Source organism: Rhodococcus sp. NPDC003383 (assembly GCF_053589115.1).
Map to the genome: position 1 here is coordinate 168,892 of NZ_JBSFRG010000004.1, position 18,931 is coordinate 187,822.

The following is an 18,931-nucleotide window of genomic DNA, read 5'->3' on the forward strand; positions in this document are numbered from 1 at the left end:
CGGCCTCACCACGGCGCGGGCTTGTAGTCCTTGAGGAAGCAGCCGTACAGATCCACCCCGGCCTCGCCCTGCACGATCGGGTCGTACACCCGCGCGGCGCCGTCCACGAGGTCGAGGGGCGCGTGGAAGCCCTCCTCGGCCAGACGCATCTTGGTGTGATGCGGCCGCTCGTCGGTGATCCATCCGGTGTCCACCGCGGTCATGAGAATGCTGTCGGTGAGCATCTCCTCCGCGCTGGTGCGGGTGAGCATGTTCAGCGCGGCCTTGGCCATGTTGGTGTGCGGGTGCCCTGCCCCCTTATAGCGGCGGCCGGCGAACTGCCCCTCCATCGCCGAGACGTTCACCACGTACTTGCGCCGCGCGGCGGCCGCGGCCATCGCCGGACGCAGCCGGTTGACCAGGATGAACGGCGCCACCGAGTTGCACAGCTGCACCTCGAGCAGTTCGAGGGGTTCGATCTCGCCGACGGTCTGCACCCAGCTGTTGGTGTGCACGAGGTCCGGCAGCAACCCGCCCGCGTCGACCGCGACCCCCGCGGCGATCCGTTCCGGGGTCGCGGAGCCGGCAACCATCGCCAGCGCCGTCACCGACTCCGGGGTCAGCGCGTGCGCGGCGAGGTCGCTCGGCAGCGACCCGGCCAGCGCCGCCGGGTGGGCGTCCGACGGCTTGCCGAAGGTGATCATCTCCGGGAGCTGACCCGACGGCAGCGGTCCCGATTCGGCCTCGGCCAGCGCCGAATAGGCGCCGGGGGAGCGGCGCACCGTCTGCGCGGCGTTGTTGATCAGGATGTCCAGCGGTCCCTGCGCCGCGACATCGTCGGCGAGGGCGACCACCTGGGCGGGATCGCGCAGGTCGATCCCGACGATGCGCAGCCGGTGAATCCAGTCGGCGCTGTCCTCCATCGCCGAGAACCGGCGGATCGCGTCGTTCGGGAACCGGGTGGTGACGGTCGTGTGGGCGCCGTCGCGCAGCAGCCGCAACGCGATGTACATGCCGATCTTCGCGCGGCCACCGGTGAGCAGGGCCCGCCTACCCGTCAGATCGGTACGGGCGTCCCGTTTCGCGTGGTTCTCGGCCGCGCAGGTCGGGCACAGCTGGTGGTAGAACGCGTCGACCCGGGTGTACTTGTCCTTGCACACATAGCAGTGCCGGGGTCGCAGCAGGGTGCCCGCGGACGCGCCGCGCGTCGTCGACGTCAGCGTCAGCCCGGCGGTTTCGTCGTCGATGCGGGTCGGCGACCCGGTCGCGGTCGCGGACAGCACCTCACGGTCGGCCTGGACCTTGCGGCTGCGGGCCTCGTTGCGGCGCAGCCGCTTGAACTTCTTGAACATGTGGCCGACGGCCCGCTGCACCGCGATCGCGTCGGGATGGTCGGCGTCCAGACCGGCCGCAAGGTCGAGAACCTTCAGGCAGGTTTCGAGGTCGGCCGGGTCGATCGCGCGCGGCGGGACGGCGCCGGCATCCGCGGCCGGAGTGTCGCAGTGGGTGTTCATGAACCTTTTCCGATGTCGTGCGGTAGCAATGAATGGTATCGGGCGCAGCCGGTGCGTCCGCCCACACACCCGAGGAGACACCGTCCATGAGCGCTGCCAAGAAGAAGTTCGCCGACCTCGCGCCGTGGCAGAAGGCCGCGGTCCTCACGCTCGCGAGCGTGCAGCTGTCGCTGGCGGCGACGGCCTGGGCGGACCTGGCCACCCGGCCCGCCGAGAAGGTCAACGGCAGCAAGGGCAAATGGGCGCTTATCACCCTGATCAACTTCGTGGGCCCGATCTGGTACTTCCGCAAGGGACGCCGCGCCTGATTCAGCTCCCGTCGAGCGCGTTCCGTGTCGATTCGTCCACGCCGCGCGAATCCACACGGAACCGAGCGAGGGTCGGTGCCCACCGCGCGCGGAACCCCGACCGCAGGCGAAGTCGCCGTGCCGGTGACGAGCGTCGACGGTCGCATCACGCGGGTTGACGACCGGCCCGCGAGTTGTCGCCGGCAGCCGCGCGGCTGCACGCCCACCTCACCGCGCACACCGACCGGTTCCGCGACCGAGCCCGGTACGCTGGCCGTCGTGACACGTTTCGGGGAGGAACTCGCGCAGCTGGCCGTCGTTCGGCTCGCGTGGCTGTCCGTGCTCACGATCCTGGTCACCATCACCGTCGCGATCGACGCCCCGACTGCGCTTGCCGTGGGCGCGGTCGCCATCGTGGCGATCGTCGCGATCGCCACGTGCACCGTGCTCCCCGCGTTGTGCCCGCCGCCGATCTCGTCTTCCGGCCCTCCTGGCGAGGAGCGTCGCCTGCGCGGTGCGTTCCGTCGCCAGAGCGCCCCGAACACTCCCGGCCGGCCACGTCGCCCCCGAGCACCCGGGCGGGTACTGCTCGCCGCATAACGCTCTCACGAGCGCGCGGCCCGCAGTTGTCCGCCGCACCGTCGACTCCGGGTCCGGTGCCCCCATTCATCCGCACGATGCCGGCTGTCGCCGCATCGTGCCGGAAGGTGTTCGATGCTCGATTTCGTCTACTATCCCGTGTCCGCGATCCTGTGGTTCTGGCACAACGCGTTCGGCGCGGTGCTCGGCCCCGACAACGGCGTCGCGTGGGCGCTCGCCGTGATTTTCCTGGTGTTCACTCTGCGCCTGGTCCTGCTGAAACCTGGAATCGGGCAGATCCGGACCGCCCGGCAGATGCAGAAACTCCGGCCCCGGATCAAGGCCCTGCAGCACGCGTACTCCGACGACCGCCCACGCCTGGTGTCGGAAATGCAGAAGCTCCGAAAGGAACACGGCTTCAACCCCTTGATGGGCTGCTTGCCCGCGCTGCTCCAGGGTCCGGTGTTCCTGGGTATGTGCCACGTGCTGGCTTCGTTCAACCGCACCGGCACCGGGATCGGCAAGCTCGGCATGACCCCAGAGGAGAACGCCCACACCGCCAACTACGTGTTCAGCGCCACCGACGTGCAGTCCTTCCTCGGCGCCCGCCTCTTCGGTGCGCCGATTTCCGCCGCGATCACCACCCCGGAGAGCACGCTCGCGTCGTTCGTCCACTTCGGCGGCATTCCGACGGCCGGCGCGATCGCGACCGTCGCACTTCCGCTGATGGTGATCGCGAGCCTCGCGACGCATTTCAACGCGCGGGCATCGGTGGCACGACAGGACCCGGTGGTCGCGGCGAGCGCGCAAACCGCCGTGATCAACAAGATCACGCTGTGGGTGTTCCCGCTCGGGGCCCTCGTCGGCGGCCCGGTCCTGATGATCGCGATCCTGCTGTACTGGGTGAGCAACAATATCTGGACCTACGTCCAGCAGCGCATCGTCTACGCCCACCTCGAGCGGGAGGACGCCGCCGCACAGCGGCGCCGCGACGAGCAGCGGCGGGTGGATGCCACTGCACGCGATGCGCGTCCGGAGGTGGGGCAGGTCCCGGAGGTGATCGACCCGCCGCTGAGCCGGACAGATCTCGATCGTCGCTCCTCGAACTCACCGCCGGCGGAGAAAGCGGAACTGCGTCACCAGGATTGAGCGGCGGCGCGGCGCTGCTGCCGTCGACCGCCCTTCCCGTCGTGGCGGCGACGCGACGGAATGCGCTGCGCGCGGCGACGCAGCGCCAGCTCGTGCTGCAGGCGCTCGTCCGACAGCTTGCCCGGCCCGTAGATGCCGGTGCCGTCGGCGCGCCGAATCGTTGCGGCCATCTTCTTTCCCCCTCGTGCTTCGAAACGAACGCCACAGTAGAGCGCAGCTACGACACAGGGGGCAACGGATTTTCGGCATCCGGAGTCGGGGAAGTCCGGCAAGCAGATGTCCGGGAAACGAAAGCGAGGTCACGATCCCTGTCGGGTTCGTGACCTCGTTGGAGTGTCCGAGGGGGGACTTGAACCCCCACGTCCGTTAATAGGACACTAGCACCTCAAGCTAGCGCGTCTGCCATTCCGCCACTCGGACTCAGTTGTCTCGCACCCGCTCTCCGTGGGTGCTGTGAAAGAGTAACCCACCGCGTCCACGCGCCCAAATCGCCCCCTTCACCTGCACAGATGCGGACCCGCGGTGGTAGACATGCAGGCATGGCCGAACACGTGAGCGCCCACACCCCGTCCCGAGCCGAGAACGAGGTCGTCGACCTGGTCTCCCAGCTCATCCGGTTCGACACCTCGAACACCGGCGACCCGGCGACCACCCGCGGTGAACGTGCCTGTGCGGAGTGGGTCGCGGCGCAGCTCGAGGAAGTGGGATACGAAACCGAATACGTCGAGTCCGGTCAGCCGGGCCGCGGCAACGTGTTCGCGCGGCTGCCCGGTGCGGACCGCAGCCGCGGCGCCCTCATGCTGCACGGTCACCTCGACGTCGTGCCCGCCGAACCCGCCGACTGGAGCGTGCACCCGTTCTCCGGCGCGGTCGAGGACGGCTACGTGTGGGGTCGCGGCGCCGTCGACATGAAGGACATGGTCGGCATGATGCTGGCCGTGGCCCGCCGATTCAAGGCCGAGAACATCGTCCCGCCCCGCGACCTGGTGTTCGCGTTCGTCGCCGACGAGGAAGCCGGCGGCCTCTGGGGCTGCCAATGGCTGGTCAAGCATCGCCCCGACCTGTTCGAGGGCGTCACCGAGGCCGTCGGAGAGGTCGGCGGCTTCTCGCTGACCGTGCCCCGCCGCGACGGGGGAGAGCGCCGCTTCTACCTCGTCGAGACCGCCGAGAAGGGCCTGGGCTGGATGCGGCTGACCGCCAAGGGCCGGGCCGGGCACGGCTCGTTCCTGCACGAGGAGAACGCGGTGACGATCCTGTCGCAAGCCGTCGCGCGGCTCGGCAGCCACACCTTCCCGCTCGTGATCTCCGATTCGGTGGCCGAGTTCCTCGCCGCGGCGTCGGAGGAAACCGGTATCGATTTCGATCCGGCCTCCCCGGACATCGAGGGCACCCTCGCCAAGCTCGGGTCCATCGCCCGCATCATCGGTGCGACCTTCCGCGACACCGCCAACCCCACGATGCTGCAGGCCGGCTACAAGGCCAACGTCATCCCGCAGACCGCGCAGGCCGTCGTCGACTGCCGCATCCTGCCCAGCCGGCTCGCCGAGTTCGAACGCACCGTCGACGAACTGATCGGCCCGGACGTGACCCGCGAATGGATCACGAGCCTCGACTCCTACGAGACCAGTTTCGACGGTGACCTCGTCGACGCGATGAACGCGGCGATCCTCGCGCACGATCCGCTGGGCCGGACCGTGCCGTACATGCTGTCCGCGGGCACCGACGCCAAGTCGTTCGCGAAACTCGGCATCCGGTGCTTCGGGTTCGCGCCGCTGCAGCTGCCGCCGGAGCTCGACTTCGCGGCGCTGTTCCACGGAGTCGACGAGCGTGTCCCGGTCGAGGCTCTGCGATTCGGGACCCGTGTCATGGAACACTTCCTGTTGCATTCCTGAAGATCCGTCCCCCACGAGGAAAGGACCCCCGATGGCGTTCGATTACGACCCGTACGAGTTTCTCCCGAAGCTGCCCACGTTCCAGGTGACCAGCGAGGACTTCGCCGAGGGCGAGGAGTGGAAACTCGCGCAGGCCAGCGGCGCGTTCGGGATCCCGGGCGGCGGCGACGTGTCCCCGCAGCTGTCGTGGTCCGGGTTCCCCGCCGAGACGAAGAGCTTCGCGGTGACCGTGTTCGACCCCGACGCCCCGACCGCGTCCGGCTTCTGGCACTGGGCCGTCGCGAACATCCCCGCGACCGTCACCGAGCTGCCCGCCGGCGCCGGCAGCGCCGGCGGTGAGGGCCTGCCCGCCGAGGCGGTCACCCTGCGCCACGACGGCGGCGCCCCCGGCTTCATCGGTGCCGCCCCGCCGGCCGGTCACGGCTACCACCGCTATATCGTCGCCGTCCACGCGCTGGACGTCGAGACGATCGACGGGCTCACCGCCGACTCCACTCCGGCGTTCCTCGGTTTCAACGTGTTCGGGCACGCCATCGCCCGCGCCTTGCTGACGGGCACCTACGAGGTGAAGTGACACTCGCTCGACGACCCACCACCCGGTGCGTGCCCGGCGTCGAACCACGCCGGGCACGCACCGGGCCGGGTGCGGTCACAGCATCCGGCGGCGGCGATCGAGGGCGCGGAAGCGACGCACCGACACCCGGGACCACGCCACCTGTTGCACGGCCAGTGTCGCCCAGCCCGCCAGCGCCATTCCGGACAGGTTGAGGGCGAGTTGCAGTGTGCTGCCCCAGATTTCTTCGGCAGCGCCGAATGCGAGACCGACGCCGACGTTGCCCGCAGCGGGGACCGTCGTCACCGAGATGAACACCCCGGACAATCCGCCCAGCTTGGACGACGTCAGGGACAGTACCCCTGCCGCCGCTGCGATCACGGCCACGAGGAACGACCACTTGTCGGGTGTGTAGATGAAATCGGTCTCCGGTCGCGGACCGGTGATGTCGTCGAGCGTTATCCAGCCCAGCAGCCGAGCGGAGAGCGCGGCCACCGCGGTGACCGCGATCGCCACCACGAACCCGGCCACCAGGGTGCGGGCCGCCGTCGCGAGCAGCACGAAGCGCCGCTTGACCAGGGCGACGCCGAGCGCGGCGATCGCACCGAACTCGGGCCCGAGCACCATCGCACCGATGACCAGGACCTGCGAGTCGGTGACGATCGCGATGCCGGCCAGCAGCGTGGCCATCGTCATGAAGCTGAGGTAGGTCCAGTTCAGTTCGACGTCCTCGTAGGAACGCTGCGCGACTTCCGCCCACACGACGGCGTCGGCGCTGCTCCCCGGGGTACGCAACTCCGCGTCGAACCCGCTGCGCGAGAGCCAGGCATGTACCGGTTCGATCTCGATCGTGCCTCTGCGGTGCAACCCGATCGCCCGGAGCTGCTCGATCAGGTCGTTGGTCACCTCCCGCGCCACGTCCGCATGCACGATGTCGCCGACCGGGCGCAGCGCGGCACCGTGTATCACCGCGAGTCCGCTGACTCCGGGTTCGTCGCGGAGGATGCGGACGGTGTCCTCGGTCAGCTCGCTCGGCGACAGGATGCGCAGGTGCAGCATGGGGCCAGTGTCCCCGTTCCCGGCGTCGTCGCCCGCCCTTTCGGCTCAGCTCCCGGCGTCGTGGCGGCCACGCACGGACGAGGCCGCCACCCGCATGCGCGCGGCGCGATCAGTTGGCGGCGCCGACCGCGTCGGCGATCGACGCGTAGCCGGAGGCCCGGAGCTTGCGGGCCAGACCCTTGTGGATGCGGCGCATCCAGAACGGGCCGCCGTAGATGAACCCGGTGTAGCCCTGGATGAGCGACGCGCCGGCGAGGATCCGCTCCCACGCCTGCTCGACCGTTTCGATGCCGCCCACCGACACCAGCACCAGCCGGTCCCCGACCCGCTTGTGCAGGCGCCGCAGCACCTCCAGGGAGCGATCGGCGACGGGCGCACCCGACAGGCCGCCGGCGCCGATCTCCTCGACTCGCGCGGGGTCGGTGCGCAGACCGTCGCGCCGGATGGTGGTGTTGGTCGCGACGATGCCCGCCAGACCCAGCTCGACCGCCAGATCCGCGACCGTGTCGACGTCCTCGTCCGACAGATCCGGCGCGATCTTCACCAGCACCGGCACGGTCACCGTGTCGAGCACCGCCGCGAGCAGCGGACGCAGCGACTCGACGGCCTGCAGGTCCCGCAGACCGGGGGTGTTGGGCGAGGAGACGTTGACGACGACGAAGTCCGCGAGCGGACCGAGCAGGCGGGCACTTTCGGTGTAGTCCGCGGCGGCCTCGCCCGCAGGCACGATCTTCGTCTTGCCGATGTTCGCGCCGATCGGCACGGTGCGCAGCCGCTGCCGCAGCTGGTTGGCGGCCTCGCCGGCGCCGTGGTTGTTGAAACCCATCCGGTTGATCAGCGCGCGGTCCTCGGGCAGCCGGAACAGCCGCGGCGCCGGATTGCCCGGCTGGGCCTGCGCGGTCACGGTGCCGATCTCGGCGAAGCCGAACCCGAGCGGGCCCCACACGTCGGCGCCGGTGGCGTCCTTGTCGAACCCTGCGGCCAGCCCCAGCGGCGCCCGGAACGGCACCCCGAACACGGTGTTGTGCAGCACCGGGTCGTCCACCACGAGGATCTTCGACACCAGCACCCGCAGCGGCGCGAAACGCGTCACCAGTTGCATCGCGAGGAACGCGAGGTGGTGAATGCGTTCCGGCGGCAGCAGGAACATCAGTTTCAGGACATAGCGATACACGAAAACTCCCTGCAAACCCGGCCGAGGCGGTCCGGGGTCGGTGTCAACGAACGGTCGGTTCGGGCACGTGGTGATCGGTCTTGCGGCGGCGCAGCAGCACGCGGCGGCTCCCGTCCGGGTACAGCCGCACCCGGCTCAGCTCCCAGCCGTGGAACTCGGCGGAGATCGCCAACCGCATCGACGCACTGACCCGTGACACGTCCGGCGGCAACCGCAGCGGCACGTATTCGTAGGCGTCGTTGCTGGTGTCCCAGTCGACGGGCAGTCGCGTGAACCGGCTTCCTGCCATCACTCACCCCCGATCGGGATCCGCTGCAAGCCGTCACCGGTCGCCGAGCCGATCACCAACACCGCATCGTCCGAATCGACGGACACCGAGTCGGGTTGCCGCACCGTCGCAAAGCGCTGCTTCTCTCTCGGGATCCCGGTCGACAGATCGTAGCCCACAACCTCGTTGCTTCCGGTCAATGTCACCCACACCAGATCCCGCGCTTCGTCGTACGCGACCCCGTACAGGCCCGGCCCGCTCGGGTAGCGCTGCCGCAACACGAGCGTATCGAGCGTGTAGACCAGCAGTTCGTCGTCCTGCGTGTCGGTGACCACGACCCGGCCGTACGGATCGGAGATCATCTGGGCGGCACCCTCCCCGGCCCGCAGCGCCATCCGCAGCCGTTCGTCGCTCAGGTTCAGTTCGGTGATCGAGGTCTGGCGCCGATCGAGCGCGGCCACGTCGTCGCCGGCCGCGACGAGCACATCCACCGACACCAGACCGGTGATAGTGGACTCGACCGCCCCGGAGGCCGGATCGAGAACGTAGGTGGTGCCGGTGGCGGTCCCGACCGCCCAGCGACCGTCCGGCAGCACCGCGACCGCGGTGGCATCCCCGTCCACCGGGACCTCGGCGACCTCACCGGAGTCGACGTCGACGCGCAGGACCGCGCCGGCGGCGGGCGCCAGGACCTGACCGTCCGGTCCGGGAAGGACCGTCACCGCGTCCCGCGGCAGCTGCACCGGGCGCGGCTCGCTGTCGGTGGCGGAGCCGGTGAGCAGCAGTCGGGTGCCGTCGTCGACGAGCGCGGCGAGCACATCGGTGCCGGGCGCCTGCGCGAGCGCCTCGACGCCGGTCCCGACCTGCTGCACCGTCCCGGCCGGGGGCGTCGTGGTCTCGGGGGCGGCCATCGGGGTCGCGGGTTCGCGGGTCGGCACCTTCTCCGCATCGGTATCGGAGGAACAGCCGGCGACCAGAGCGACCGCAAGTCCCACCACCACCGCGGTCGCACGTACTGCCGGTCTACCCATCTCGCTGCTCCTCGCTGTCACCCGTCGACCCCACGCGCGCGCCCCGATCGGAGACGCGCCTCGCTCCAGTCTTCCTGATCCGGGCGGCGGCACCGCAGCCGCCTCGGCACGGCACCCGCCGAATGTGACCGAGGCGACGCGAACCGAGCCCAGCCGGCGGTGCCGAATCTGCCGGCTCAACCGGCGGTGCCGCCTCTGCCGGCTCAGCCGGCGGTGCCGCCTCTGCCGGCTCGGCCGGCGGCCGCCACCGAGGGACCCGGCCGGTCCCGCCGCGGCAGCACCAGGGGAGTACCGGTCGTCGGGTCGCTGCCCACCTGCACCGGATACGCGTAGACGCGGCTGAGCAACTTCTCGGTGAGCACCTCACCGGCCGGCCCGTCCGCGACGACCCGGCCGCGTTCGAGCACGCACACCCGGTCGGCGTAGGCCGCGGCCAGCCCCAGATCGTGCAGCACCACCACCACGGCGTGCCCGTGATCGGCGCGGGCCCGCACCACCTGCATCACCGCTTCCTGATGCCCCAGATCCAGGGCCGCGGTCGGTTCGTCGAGCAGCAGCGTCTCGGTGTCCTGCGCGAGCACCCGCGCCAACGCGACCCGGGCACGTTCACCCCCGGACAGCGCCGGGAACGGACGATCCTGCAGGTGCGCGACGTCGCATTCGGCGAGCGCCGCGGCGACCAGGGCGTCGTCGTCACCCTGCCGTGCGGTGCGCGCCCACGCCGACCGGCCCATCCGCACCACCTCGACGGCGGTGAACGGGAACCCGACCGTGTGCTGCTGGGGGAGCACCGCCCGGCGCCGCGCCAACGCGACCGGCGCCCACTCCTCGAGGGGGCGCCCGTCGACCTCGACGCGGCCGCCCGAGATCGGATGATCACCGGTGAGCGCGGCCAGCAGCGTCGACTTGCCCGCGCCGTTCGGCCCGACGAGCGCGAGCACCTCCCCGGCCCGGACCTCGACGTCGACGTCGTGCAGGATCTGCCGGTCGCCGCGGTGCAGCCGCACCCCGGTCGCGCGCATCGTCACCGCTCCGGGCCCGGAGCGTTCCGGGACCTGCCGGTCGTCGCGCCACCGGCCGAACACGCGGGAACGGCTCATGCCCACCCTCCCTGGCTCGCGCGGGTGCGGCGCAGCATCCAGAAGAACACCGGCCCGCCGATCAGCGAGGTGAGCATGCCCAACGGCAGATCGGCGTTCGCGACCAGGGTGCGGGCGCCGAGGTCGGCCGCGAGCAGCGTCACCGCCCCGCACACGGCACTCGCGCAGATCAGCCGCCGATGCGCGGGACCGAGCGCCATCCGCATCAGGTGTGGCACCACCAGGCCCACGAACAGGATGATGCCGGTGAACGCGACCGCCGCGGACACCAGCACCGCGACGATGACGATCGCGACCTGCCGCACGCGTTCGACGTCGACCCCCAGGTGCCGGGCCACGGACTCGCCGAGCGAGAGCAGATCGAGCTTCGGGGCGAGCACGATGGCCGCGGCGATCCCGGCGAACGTCAGCGGCGCCACCACCGACACGATCTCCCAGGTCGCGCCGCCGAGGCTGCCGAGCTGCCAGAACACGATCTGGTCGCGGGCGGCGGGGTTCGCGACGAACGTGAACAGCGCGATCAGCCCGCCCGCGACGGCGTTGACGGCCACACCGGTGAGGATGACCGTGACGACCTCGGTGCGCCCGTTCGACCGCGACAGCGCGTACACCAGGGCGGTGGTGAGCAGGCCGGCGACGAACGCGGCCCCGGCCAACGCCCAGCCGGCGGTGAACGCGCCGCCCAGCACGATCACCAGCGAGGCCCCGACCGCCGCGCCGGAGGACACACCGATGACGCCGGGTTCGGCGAGCGGATTGGCGAACACCCCCTGCAGCAGCGCGCCGGCGCAGCCGAGGGCGGCGCCGACGAGCATCGCCAGCACCACCCGCGGGAACCGCACCTGCCACAACGCGACATCGCCGGCCGGGTGCGCGGGCATCGGCCCGACATCCAGTCCGAGGCGGTGCAGCAGGCTGCCGACCACCTCGGCCGGGGACGTCGGCACCTGCCCGAGGCACGCGGACACCAGCGCCAGCACCACCAGCGCGACGGTCAGCCCGGCGAACACCAGGGTGCTGCGCCGGGCGCCGGCCTCCTTCGTGCTTCCGGGCGTCGCGGTACTGTCGGTGACCGTGGTCATTCCTGGACCTGCGGATACAGGGCGTCGGAGAGCGCGGCCAGGACCTTGCCGGTGTCGGGACCGAAGCTGAGCAGCACCGAATCGTCCATGTCGATGATGCTGCGGTTCTTCCCGGCGGGGGTCTGCTCGACGCCGGGCAACGCCGCGAGACCGTCGGGACCGCCGACCGATTCCAGACTGTGCGTCATGATCAGGATCACGTCCGGTGCGGAGGCGATCATCGCCTCGCTGGTGATCGGGGTGAACTCGGCGGTGAGTCCGGCGACCGTGCCGGCGTCCCGGGCGCCGAGCGCGCCGATCAACGCGTCTGCCCCGGAGCCCGGACCGCCGAGCATCTTGATCGCCGAGCCCCGCAGATACAGGAACGCCACGGTCGGTTCGGGATGGTCCGCGGGAATCGACGCCGTAGCCACGGCGATCTCCTCCTCGGTGCGCTGCACCAGCGCGGCACCCTGCTCGGGCACCCCCAGCGCCGCCGCGACCGTCTCGATGCCCGAGGCGACCGTGTCGAGGGTGCGGGTCGGGTCCACGAAGATCACCGGGATTCCGCTGGCCCGCAACTGCTCCTGCACGGCCAGCGGCCCGATCGACGAGTCGGTGAGCACCACCGTCGGATTCAGCGCCAGGATCGCCTCGGCGTTCAGGCCGTGCCCGCCCGGGGTGACATTGGGCAGATGCTCCGACGCCGGGAAACTCGCCGTCGACCGTCCCACGACGTTGTCGCCGAGACCGAGGGAGAACACGGTCTGGGCGAGGGTGCCGGAGCGGTCCGCGGTGACGATGCGCGAGACGTCGGTGACGGTGACGTCGACCCCGTCGAAGCTGCGGACCGTCACGGGCAGCGTCGGGACCGGGTTCTCCGCGATCGGCCGCGGATCCCGGTCGGCGATCACCGCGGTGCGCGCCCCGGTGGCCGGCGCCGACCCGGACTCGTCGGCGGCACCGCATCCGGCGACGGCGAGCACCGTCACCAGCGGGAGCAGAAGCGACAGAAGGTTACGGCGGAGGCGGTTCATGACTGCGGGGTCGCCACCCGGTAGCTGTCGAGATCGGCGCCGAGATCGGCGAACAGGTCGCGGTTCAGACCGAACACGAGGTTCGCCTCGTCGATCACCGCCTGCTGCTGCGCGCTGTCCAAGGGGGCGGCGTCGAGCTTCGCGCGGTACGCGTCCTTGAACGGTTTCGTCTTCGGGATGTCGTCGAAGATGTAGAAGCGCAGGCCGTCGCGTTCGTACCCGTAGGCGCGCTCGAGCATGCGGCGGATGATCTGACCACCGGACAGATCGCCCAGGTACCGCAGGTAGTGGTGCGCCAGATACGCCTCCGGGGAGGTCGCGGCGACCTCTTCGAGCCGCTGCACGTACCGCACGGTCGCGGGCAGCGGCGCCACGGTGGCGCGCCAGTCGTCGCCGAGCAGGAACTGCAGGTCCGCCTCGAGCGCGGCGGTGCGCAGCAGCTCGTCGGCGAGGAACGGGCCGACGATCGGGTCGTCGGCATAGCCGGCGCCGATCCGTTCGAGGGCCTCGTAGATGAACCAGGACTGGGCCAGCAGGGCGGCGTACCCGGCGGTGTTGAGCTGCCCGCCGAGCAGTTCGGTGACGAACGCCGAATTCTCGGTCTCGCTGTGTTCCGCGGCAGTTCCGGATTTGATGCGCTCGGCGAACCCGGCAACCTCGGTGGCGGTCATATGCTCTCCCTGCTGTGGCAACCCGAACCTACGAAAGCAGGGTATCCTAACTTTCTTGGGTTGTGCGACCGAGGGGATTCCCTCCGGGACAGCGGATTCAGGCGCTCACATCGTCGAGCGCGGACGCGATCGCCGCCGGCAACTCCAGCTCCTCCGAGACCAGAACCCCGGTCAGCTGCGCCAGATCCCGGGCGCCGACCAGCGCCGACGCCACCCCGGGCCGGTCCCGCACCCACGCCAGCGCCACCGCCAGCGGGGAGGTGCCCAACCCGTCCGCGGCGGTGACCACCGCATCGACCACCCGCACCGCCGAATCGGTCAAATAGTGACGAACCTCCTCCGCGTGCACCTCGTCGGCACCGCGCGAATCGGCCGGAATCCCGCTGCGGTACTTGCCGGTGAGGACGCCCCCGGCCAGCGGCACCGCCGCGAACACCCCAGCGCCGTGATAGGTCGCGGCCGGGATCAGTTCCTCCTCGACGCCCCGAGCCAGCAACGAGTACTCGACCTGGGTGCTCACCAGACGCGCACCCCGCGTCGCCGCGGACGCCGCGGTCGCGAGCTGCCAGCCCAGATAGCCGCGCACCCCGACATAGCGCACGCGGCCGCTGGTGATCGCGTACTCCAGCGTCGCCGCCACCTCGTCCACCGGTGTCTGCGGATCCCACGTGGCGACCTGCCACACATCCAGATGATCGGTCCCGAGCTCCCGCAGGGTTGCATCGAGCTGTGTCAGCAGCCCACCGCGGGAACAGTCGACGCGTCCCTCGCGGAGCTTGGAGGTGTCGATCCCGGAACTGCCCGACAACACCAGCCGATCGCGCGGCACCACGTCGTCGAGCAACTCGGCGAGGATCCGCTGCGACATGCCGTCGCCGTACGCGGGCGAGGTGTCGACGAGGGTGCCGCCGGCATCGACGAACGCCGACAGCTGCGCCGCGGCTTCGTCCCCGTCGGTGCCGCGACCCCAGGTCAAGGTGCCCAAACCGAGCCGCGAGACGCGCAGCCCGCTCGCTCCCACCGTTCTCTGTTCCATAACCGCCCGCGTTTCGTGACCGTCCGATCGGGTCGCCGGGCCGCAACCGCGACTCCTCGCCCTGGCACGCACCCTAGTGCCGCGAGGGTCCCGAAGTCGGCCAGGCGCGCCGCGTACTGTGCCCCGAGTGAGATTCGATCGCCCCCTGTGCCGCTGCCCCCACTCCCGTGCGGAGATCGTCGCATGATCGGCGAGTCCATGACCTGGATTCAGACGATCGTGCTCGGCATCGTCCAGGGGCTGACCGAATTCCTGCCGGTGTCCTCCTCGGGACACCTGCGCATCGTCTCCGAGGTGTTCTTCGGATCCGACGCGGGCGCCTCGTTCACCGCCGTCACCCAGCTCGGCACCGAAGCCGCCGTGCTGGTGTTCTTCGCCCGCGACATCTGGCGCATCCTCCTCGCCTGGTTCCGTGGCCTGCTCCACAAGGAACTGCGCGCCGACCACGACTACAAGATGGGCTGGTACGTGCTGCTCGGCACCATCCCCATCGGCATTCTCGGATTCGTCCTCAAGGACGAGGTCCGCACCGTCGCCCGCAACCTGTGGCTGGTCGCGACGATGCTCATCGTGTTCTCCGCCGTCATCGCCGCCGCCGAGTACTACGGCTCCAAGAAGCGCGGCATCGAGCAGTTGACCCTGCGCGACGGCCTGGTCATGGGCACGGCGCAGGCCATGGCCCTCATCCCCGGCGTGTCCCGCTCCGGCGGCACCATCTCCGCCGGCCTGTTCCTCGGCCTCAACCGCGAGGCCGCCGCCCGCTACTCGTTCCTGCTCGCCATCCCCGCCGTCGTCGCCTCCGGGCTGTTCAGCCTGCCGGACGCGTTCGAACCCGCGGGGGAGGGCCTCAACGCGTCCGGGCCGCAGCTGCTGGTCGCCACCGTCATCGCCTTCGGCGTCGGCTACGCCGCGATCGCCTGGCTGCTCAGGTTCGTCACCAACCACTCGATGTACTGGTTCGTCGGCTACCGCATCCTGCTCGGCGTCCTCGTGCTCGCCCTGCTGGGCACCGGGGTGATCTCCGCGACCTGACCGCGCGGCGCGCCCCCGCGCGGCGCCGTGACCTGCCCGGGTGCGGGTGGCCCATTAGGCTGGATTCCATGACGGTGATCCTGCTGCGGCACGGACGTTCGACGGCCAACACCTCGCGGGTGCTGGCCGGTCGTTCTCCGGGTGTCGAACTCGACGAACTCGGACACATCCAGGCCAAGGGTCTGATCGCCCGGTTCGCCGGCCTGGAGATCACCGAGATCGTGCACTCGCCGCTGCTGCGCTGCCAACAGACGGTCGCTCCGCTCGCCACCGACCGCGGCCTGACCCCGCTCGTCGACGACCGGCTCGCCGAGGTCGACTACGGGCAGTGGACCGGCCGGGAACTGTCCGAACTGGTCCGCGAACCGCTGTGGAAGGTGGTGCAGCAGCACGCCTCCGCGGCCGTGTTCCCCGGTGGGGAAGGGCTGGCGCAGGTGCAGGCCCGCGCGGTCGCCGCGGTCCGCGAACACGACGCCCGGCTCACCGAACAGCACGGCCGCGACGTCGTGTGGATCGCGTGCAGTCACGGCGACGTCATCAAATCCGTCCTTGCCGACGCGCTCGCCACGCACCTGGACGGGTTCCAGCGGATCGTCGCGGAACCGGCCTCGCTCAGCGTCGTCCGCTACACCGAGACGCGTCCGTTCGTGCTCCGCATCAACGACACCGGCCCGGATCTGACCGGGCTCGCCGTCCCCCCGAAATCGGTGCCCGGCGGCGAGGTGAACCCGGCCGGTGACCCCCCGACGACGGCGACGTCCGGCGGATAATGGCAGTGTTCGGCTCATTCGAAACATACGACTCGAGGAGGTGCGATGGCCCGCGCGATACACGTGTTCCGGACCCCGGACAGGTTCGTCGCCGGCACGGTCGGTGAACCCGGCGACCGGGTGTTCTACCTGCAGGCCGTGCACGAGTCCCGCGTGGTGAGCGTCCTGCTCGAGAAACAGCAGGTGAAGATCCTCGCCGATCGCATGGGCCTGCTCCTCGAAGAGGTGCACCGGCGGTTCGGCACCGACCTGCCCGAAGATCCCGACATCGACATCAGCCCGCTGATCACCCCCATCGACGCCGAATTCCGGGTCGGCACCATGGGACTGGGCTGGGACGCCGACACCAGCGCCGTCGTCGTCGAACTCCTCGCCGTCACCGAGGCCGAACTCGACGAGTCCGTCGTGCTCGACGACACCGAGGAAGGACCCGACGCGGTCCGCGTGTTCCTCACCCCCGAGCAGGCCCTCGAGTTCGCGGCCCGCTCGGAGATGGTCGTCTCCGCCGGCCGCACCCCGTGCCCGCTGTGCGGCGAACCGATCGGCGGCGGCGGCCACGTGTGCATCCGCACCAACGGCTACCTGCGCACCCCCGGGTTCGATCCGGCATCCTGGTTCGGTGAGGAGTCCTGACCAGGTGAGCATCCCGGACATCCGAGATGTGCTCGAGCGCGGTGAACTCACCGTCGTCGGCCGTGTCGTGCACGCGAGCAACGCGACCCTCGTGTGCGACGCGACCCTCGACGGCACCGTGGTGCGCTGCGTCTACAAACCCGTCCGCGGCGAGCGTCCGCTGTGGGATTTTCCCGACGGCACCCTCGCCGGACGGGAGGTCGCGTCGTACCTGATCTCCGAGGCGCTCGGCTGGGGCGTCATCCCGGTGACCGTGCTGCGCGACGGGCCGTTCGGCACCGGCATGGTGCAGCAGTGGATCGACACCCCCGACCCGGCCGAGGCCCCCGACGGCCGCGTCGACCTGGTCGACGTGTGCCCACTCGATGCGGTACCCGCCGGCTGGCTGCCGGTGCTGCGGGCCCGCGACTACGACGGCGCCGAGGTCGTGCTCGTCCACGCCGACGACCCGCGCCTGAACCGCATGGCCGTGCTCGACGTGATCCTCAACAACGCCGACCGCAAGGGCGGGCACGCCCTCGAAGGACTCGACGGCGGTGTCTACGGCGTCGACCACGGCATCTGCCTGCACCAGGAGAACAAGCTGCGCACCGTGCTGTGGGGCTGGGCGGGCCGATCCGTCGACCCGGAGCTGCTCACCGACCTCGAGAAACTCGCCCAGCGACTCGACGGCGAATTCGGCAACGAGCTGCGCGCCTACATCACCGGCGCCGAGGTCGCGGCGCTGCGCGCCCGCATCACCGCGCTGCTCGCGCGGCCGGTCATGCCGAAGCCGCTCGGGGACCGTCGCATTCCGTGGCCCGCGTTCTGATCGACGACCGGCCTCGCTCCGGGTCGCTCAGCGGCCTCCACTAGGCTTCAGCCATGCAGTCTTGGTCCGATATCGCGCTCCCGTCCGTCCCTGGTCAGGGACCGCCGTTGCGGTTGTACGACACCGCCGACCGGGCGGTCCGTCCCGTCACCCCGGGCGCCACGGCCACCATGTACGTCTGCGGGATCACCCCCTACGACGCGACCCACCTCGGGCACGCCGCCACCTACCTCGCCTTCGACCTCGTGAACCGCATCTGGCGCGACGCCGGACACGACGTGCACTACGTCCAGAACGTCACCGACGTCGACGACCCGCTGTTCGAACGCGCGAACCGGGACGGCGAGGACTGGGTGGTCCTCGGCATGCGCGAGACCGCGCTGTTCCGCGAGGACATGGAGGCGCTGCGGGTGCTGCCGCCGCGCGACTACATCGGCGCCGTCGAATCGGTGAACGAGGTCGTCGAGCTCGTCGAGAAGCTGGTCGCCTCCGGGGCCGCCTACGTCGTCGACGACGCCGAATATCCGGACGTCTACTTCAGGGTCGACGCCACCGAACAGTTCGGCTACGAGTCCGGCTACGACCACGACACGATGATGCGGTTCTTCGCCGAACGCGGCGGCGACCCCGACCGCCCCGGCAAGCGCAACCCCCTCGACGCGCTGCTGTGGCGCGCGCAGCGGCCCGGGGAACCGGCGTGGCCGTCCCCGTTCGGCGACGGCCGGCCCGGCTGGCACATCGAATGCGCCGCGATCGCCCTCAACCGCATCGGCACCGGCTTCGACGTGCAGGGCGGCGGCAGCGACCTGATCTTCCCGCACCACGAATTCTCCGCGGCGCACGCCGAGGCCGTCACCGGCGGCCGCCGCTTCGCGCGGCACTACGTGCACACCGGCATGATCGGCCTCGACGGCGAGAAGATGTCCAAGTCCCGCGGCAACCTGGTGTTCGTCTCCAAGCTGCGCGGCGAGGGCGTCGACCCGGCCGCGATCCGTCTGGGCCTGCTCTCCGGGCACTACCGGCAGGACCGCGCGTGGACGGCCGACGTGCTCACCGCCGCCGAGGCGCGGCTGGAGCTGTGGCGTCGGGCCGCGGCACTGGAGTCGGCCGCCTCCGCCGAGGATGTGCTCGCGCGGCTGCGCCAGCACCTCGCCGACGACCTCGACACCCCCAAGGCCCTCGACGCCCTCGACGGCTGGGCGACGTTCGCGGTCGAGCGGGGCGGGGACGACGCGTCGGCCCCGGGCCTGTTCGCGGACGCGGTCGACGCGCTGCTCGGCATCGCCCTGCGCTGA

21 protein-coding genes and 1 tRNA gene are annotated in these 18,931 nt (G+C 70.6%); 10 read left to right on the forward strand and 12 right to left on the reverse strand.

Annotated features, from left to right (window positions below; genetic code table 11):
• Nucleotides 1-5 precede the first annotated feature (5 nt).
• Entirely contained in the window at nt 6-1,493 is a 1,488-nt protein-coding gene (locus ACWDTS_RS05725; protein ID WP_450117763.1) for an SDR family NAD(P)-dependent oxidoreductase, read from the reverse strand.
• Between the two features lie 86 nt (nt 1,494-1,579).
• Between ACWDTS_RS05725 and ACWDTS_RS05730 the strand changes: the two genes are divergently transcribed.
• The 3 genes from ACWDTS_RS05730 to yidC all read left to right on the forward strand — a co-directional run bounded on the left by ACWDTS_RS05730 (nt 1,580) and on the right by yidC (nt 3,508).
• Nucleotides 1,580-1,801, forward strand: a complete 222-nt coding sequence (locus tag ACWDTS_RS05730) for a hypothetical protein (RefSeq protein ID WP_197252288.1) — start codon at nt 1,580-1,582, stop codon at nt 1,799-1,801.
• A gap of 258 nt (nt 1,802-2,059) precedes the next feature.
• Nucleotides 2,060-2,380 (forward strand): DUF6412 domain-containing protein, encoded by a 321-nt coding sequence (locus ACWDTS_RS05735; protein ID WP_450117764.1) that lies wholly within the window; start codon nt 2,060-2,062, stop codon nt 2,378-2,380.
• A 114-nt stretch (nt 2,381-2,494) separates the two neighbouring features.
• Nucleotides 2,495-3,508, forward strand: a complete 1,014-nt coding sequence (gene yidC, locus ACWDTS_RS05740) for a membrane protein insertase YidC (protein ID WP_450117765.1) — start codon at nt 2,495-2,497, stop codon at nt 3,506-3,508.
• Here yidC and ACWDTS_RS05745 read toward each other — a convergent pair.
• Together ACWDTS_RS05745 and ACWDTS_RS05750 are read right to left on the reverse strand one after the other, a co-directional pair.
• A complete protein-coding gene (locus ACWDTS_RS05745; RefSeq protein WP_450108459.1) occupies nt 3,496-3,678 on the reverse strand; it encodes a hypothetical protein in 183 nt (60 codons plus the stop codon). The two genes, yidC and ACWDTS_RS05745, sit on opposite strands and share 13 nt — an antisense overlap.
• A gap of 164 nt (nt 3,679-3,842) precedes the next feature.
• Nucleotides 3,843-3,928, reverse strand: a tRNA-Leu gene (locus tag ACWDTS_RS05750).
• Nucleotides 3,929-4,047: 119 nt separating this feature from the next.
• Here ACWDTS_RS05750 and ACWDTS_RS05755 point away from each other — a divergent pair.
• Nucleotides 4,048-5,400 carry a M20/M25/M40 family metallo-hydrolase gene (locus ACWDTS_RS05755; RefSeq protein ID WP_450117766.1) on the forward strand — a complete coding sequence of 451 codons (1,353 nt, stop codon included), beginning with the start codon at nt 4,048-4,050 and terminating at the stop codon, nt 5,398-5,400.
• Nucleotides 5,401-5,431: 31 nt separating this feature from the next.
• Nucleotides 5,432-5,974 carry a YbhB/YbcL family Raf kinase inhibitor-like protein gene (locus ACWDTS_RS05760; RefSeq protein ID WP_450117767.1) on the forward strand — a complete coding sequence of 181 codons (543 nt, stop codon included), beginning with the start codon at nt 5,432-5,434 and terminating at the stop codon, nt 5,972-5,974.
• Nucleotides 5,975-6,049: 75 nt separating this feature from the next.
• On the opposite strand, the gene ACWDTS_RS05765 is transcribed toward ACWDTS_RS05760, so the two are convergent.
• The 9 genes from ACWDTS_RS05765 to ACWDTS_RS05805 form a co-directional block, all read right to left on the reverse strand.
• Nucleotides 6,050-7,012 carry a DUF389 domain-containing protein gene (locus ACWDTS_RS05765; protein WP_450108460.1) on the reverse strand — a complete coding sequence of 321 codons (963 nt, stop codon included), beginning with the start codon at nt 7,010-7,012 and terminating at the stop codon, nt 6,050-6,052.
• A 109-nt stretch (nt 7,013-7,121) separates the two neighbouring features.
• Nucleotides 7,122-8,186, reverse strand: a complete 1,065-nt coding sequence (locus tag ACWDTS_RS05770) for a quinone-dependent dihydroorotate dehydrogenase (protein WP_248674835.1) — start codon at nt 8,184-8,186, stop codon at nt 7,122-7,124.
• Nucleotides 8,187-8,229: 43 nt separating this feature from the next.
• Nucleotides 8,230-8,475 carry a DUF5703 family protein gene (locus tag ACWDTS_RS05775; RefSeq protein WP_197255914.1) on the reverse strand — a complete coding sequence of 82 codons (246 nt, stop codon included), beginning with the start codon at nt 8,473-8,475 and terminating at the stop codon, nt 8,230-8,232.
• Nucleotides 8,475-9,485, reverse strand: coding sequence for an NHL repeat-containing protein (locus ACWDTS_RS05780; RefSeq protein WP_197255916.1), 1,011 nt, complete (start codon nt 9,483-9,485; stop codon nt 8,475-8,477). Before ACWDTS_RS05780 ends, ACWDTS_RS05775 begins: the two co-directional genes overlap by 1 nt.
• 203 nt (nt 9,486-9,688) lie before the next feature.
• The gene (locus ACWDTS_RS05785) at nt 9,689-10,585 is read right to left on the reverse strand and encodes a heme ABC transporter ATP-binding protein (RefSeq protein ID WP_450117768.1); all 897 of its coding nucleotides are present in this window, start codon (nt 10,583-10,585) and stop codon (nt 9,689-9,691) included.
• Nucleotides 10,582-11,667, reverse strand: coding sequence for a FecCD family ABC transporter permease (locus ACWDTS_RS05790; RefSeq protein ID WP_450117769.1), 1,086 nt, complete (start codon nt 11,665-11,667; stop codon nt 10,582-10,584). The genes ACWDTS_RS05785 and ACWDTS_RS05790 overlap by 4 nt, the downstream gene beginning before the upstream one ends.
• Nucleotides 11,664-12,683: a heme/hemin ABC transporter substrate-binding protein gene (locus tag ACWDTS_RS05795; RefSeq protein WP_450117770.1), complete on the reverse strand. Its 1,020-nt coding sequence runs from the start codon at nt 12,681-12,683 to the stop codon at nt 11,664-11,666. The genes ACWDTS_RS05790 and ACWDTS_RS05795 overlap by 4 nt, the downstream gene beginning before the upstream one ends.
• The gene (locus ACWDTS_RS05800) at nt 12,680-13,354 is read right to left on the reverse strand and encodes a biliverdin-producing heme oxygenase (protein WP_450117771.1); all 675 of its coding nucleotides are present in this window, start codon (nt 13,352-13,354) and stop codon (nt 12,680-12,682) included. The genes ACWDTS_RS05795 and ACWDTS_RS05800 overlap by 4 nt, the downstream gene beginning before the upstream one ends.
• A 97-nt stretch (nt 13,355-13,451) precedes the next feature.
• On the reverse strand, nt 13,452-14,390 hold the full coding sequence (locus tag ACWDTS_RS05805; protein ID WP_450117772.1) for an aldo/keto reductase: 939 nt from the start codon (nt 14,388-14,390) through the stop codon (nt 13,452-13,454).
• Nucleotides 14,391-14,576: 186 nt separating this feature from the next.
• Here ACWDTS_RS05805 and ACWDTS_RS05810 point away from each other — a divergent pair, with 186 nt between their 5' ends.
• From ACWDTS_RS05810 to mshC, 5 genes are all read left to right on the forward strand, one after another.
• The gene (locus ACWDTS_RS05810) at nt 14,577-15,422 is read left to right on the forward strand and encodes an undecaprenyl-diphosphate phosphatase (protein WP_450117806.1); all 846 of its coding nucleotides are present in this window, start codon (nt 14,577-14,579) and stop codon (nt 15,420-15,422) included.
• A gap of 68 nt (nt 15,423-15,490) precedes the next feature.
• Nucleotides 15,491-16,192: a histidine phosphatase family protein gene (locus ACWDTS_RS05815; RefSeq protein WP_197251048.1), complete on the forward strand. Its 702-nt coding sequence runs from the start codon at nt 15,491-15,493 to the stop codon at nt 16,190-16,192.
• A 45-nt stretch (nt 16,193-16,237) separates the two neighbouring features.
• Nucleotides 16,238-16,825, forward strand: coding sequence for a DUF3090 domain-containing protein (locus ACWDTS_RS05820; RefSeq protein ID WP_197251047.1), 588 nt, complete (start codon nt 16,238-16,240; stop codon nt 16,823-16,825).
• Between the two features lie 4 nt (nt 16,826-16,829).
• Nucleotides 16,830-17,636 (forward strand): SCO1664 family protein, encoded by an 807-nt coding sequence (locus ACWDTS_RS05825; RefSeq protein WP_450117773.1) that lies wholly within the window; start codon nt 16,830-16,832, stop codon nt 17,634-17,636.
• Between the two features lie 53 nt (nt 17,637-17,689).
• Nucleotides 17,690-18,931, forward strand: a complete 1,242-nt coding sequence (gene mshC, locus ACWDTS_RS05830; RefSeq protein ID WP_450117774.1) for a cysteine--1-D-myo-inosityl 2-amino-2-deoxy-alpha-D-glucopyranoside ligase — start codon at nt 17,690-17,692, stop codon at nt 18,929-18,931.

Excerpts from the sequence above, each read along its gene's own strand:
- ACWDTS_RS05725 (WP_450117763.1), bottom strand. The coding sequence starts at position 1,493 with ATGAACACCCACTGCGACACTCCGGCCGCGGATGCCGGCGCCGTCCCG.
- ACWDTS_RS05730 (WP_197252288.1), top strand. The coding sequence starts at position 1,580 with ATGAGCGCTGCCAAGAAGAAGTTCGCCGACCTCGCGCCGTGGCAGAAG.
- yidC (WP_450117765.1), top strand. The coding sequence starts at position 2,495 with ATGCTCGATTTCGTCTACTATCCCGTGTCCGCGATCCTGTGGTTCTGG.
- ACWDTS_RS05745 (WP_450108459.1), bottom strand. The coding sequence starts at position 3,678 with ATGGCCGCAACGATTCGGCGCGCCGACGGCACCGGCATCTACGGGCCG.
- ACWDTS_RS05755 (WP_450117766.1), top strand. The coding sequence starts at position 4,048 with ATGGCCGAACACGTGAGCGCCCACACCCCGTCCCGAGCCGAGAACGAG.
- ACWDTS_RS05760 (WP_450117767.1), top strand. The coding sequence starts at position 5,432 with ATGGCGTTCGATTACGACCCGTACGAGTTTCTCCCGAAGCTGCCCACG.
- ACWDTS_RS05765 (WP_450108460.1), bottom strand. The coding sequence starts at position 7,012 with ATGCTGCACCTGCGCATCCTGTCGCCGAGCGAGCTGACCGAGGACACC.
- ACWDTS_RS05775 (WP_197255914.1), bottom strand. The coding sequence starts at position 8,475 with ATGGCAGGAAGCCGGTTCACGCGACTGCCCGTCGACTGGGACACCAGC.
- ACWDTS_RS05780 (WP_197255916.1), bottom strand. The coding sequence starts at position 9,485 with ATGGGTAGACCGGCAGTACGTGCGACCGCGGTGGTGGTGGGACTTGCG.
- ACWDTS_RS05785 (WP_450117768.1), bottom strand. The coding sequence starts at position 10,585 with ATGAGCCGTTCCCGCGTGTTCGGCCGGTGGCGCGACGACCGGCAGGTC.
- ACWDTS_RS05790 (WP_450117769.1), bottom strand. The coding sequence starts at position 11,667 with ATGACCACGGTCACCGACAGTACCGCGACGCCCGGAAGCACGAAGGAG.
- ACWDTS_RS05795 (WP_450117770.1), bottom strand. The coding sequence starts at position 12,683 with ATGAACCGCCTCCGCCGTAACCTTCTGTCGCTTCTGCTCCCGCTGGTG.
- ACWDTS_RS05800 (WP_450117771.1), bottom strand. The coding sequence starts at position 13,354 with ATGACCGCCACCGAGGTTGCCGGGTTCGCCGAGCGCATCAAATCCGGA.
- ACWDTS_RS05805 (WP_450117772.1), bottom strand. The coding sequence starts at position 14,390 with ATGGAACAGAGAACGGTGGGAGCGAGCGGGCTGCGCGTCTCGCGGCTC.
- ACWDTS_RS05815 (WP_197251048.1), top strand. The coding sequence starts at position 15,491 with ATGACGGTGATCCTGCTGCGGCACGGACGTTCGACGGCCAACACCTCG.
- ACWDTS_RS05820 (WP_197251047.1), top strand. The coding sequence starts at position 16,238 with ATGGCCCGCGCGATACACGTGTTCCGGACCCCGGACAGGTTCGTCGCC.
- mshC (WP_450117774.1), top strand. The coding sequence starts at position 17,690 with ATGCAGTCTTGGTCCGATATCGCGCTCCCGTCCGTCCCTGGTCAGGGA.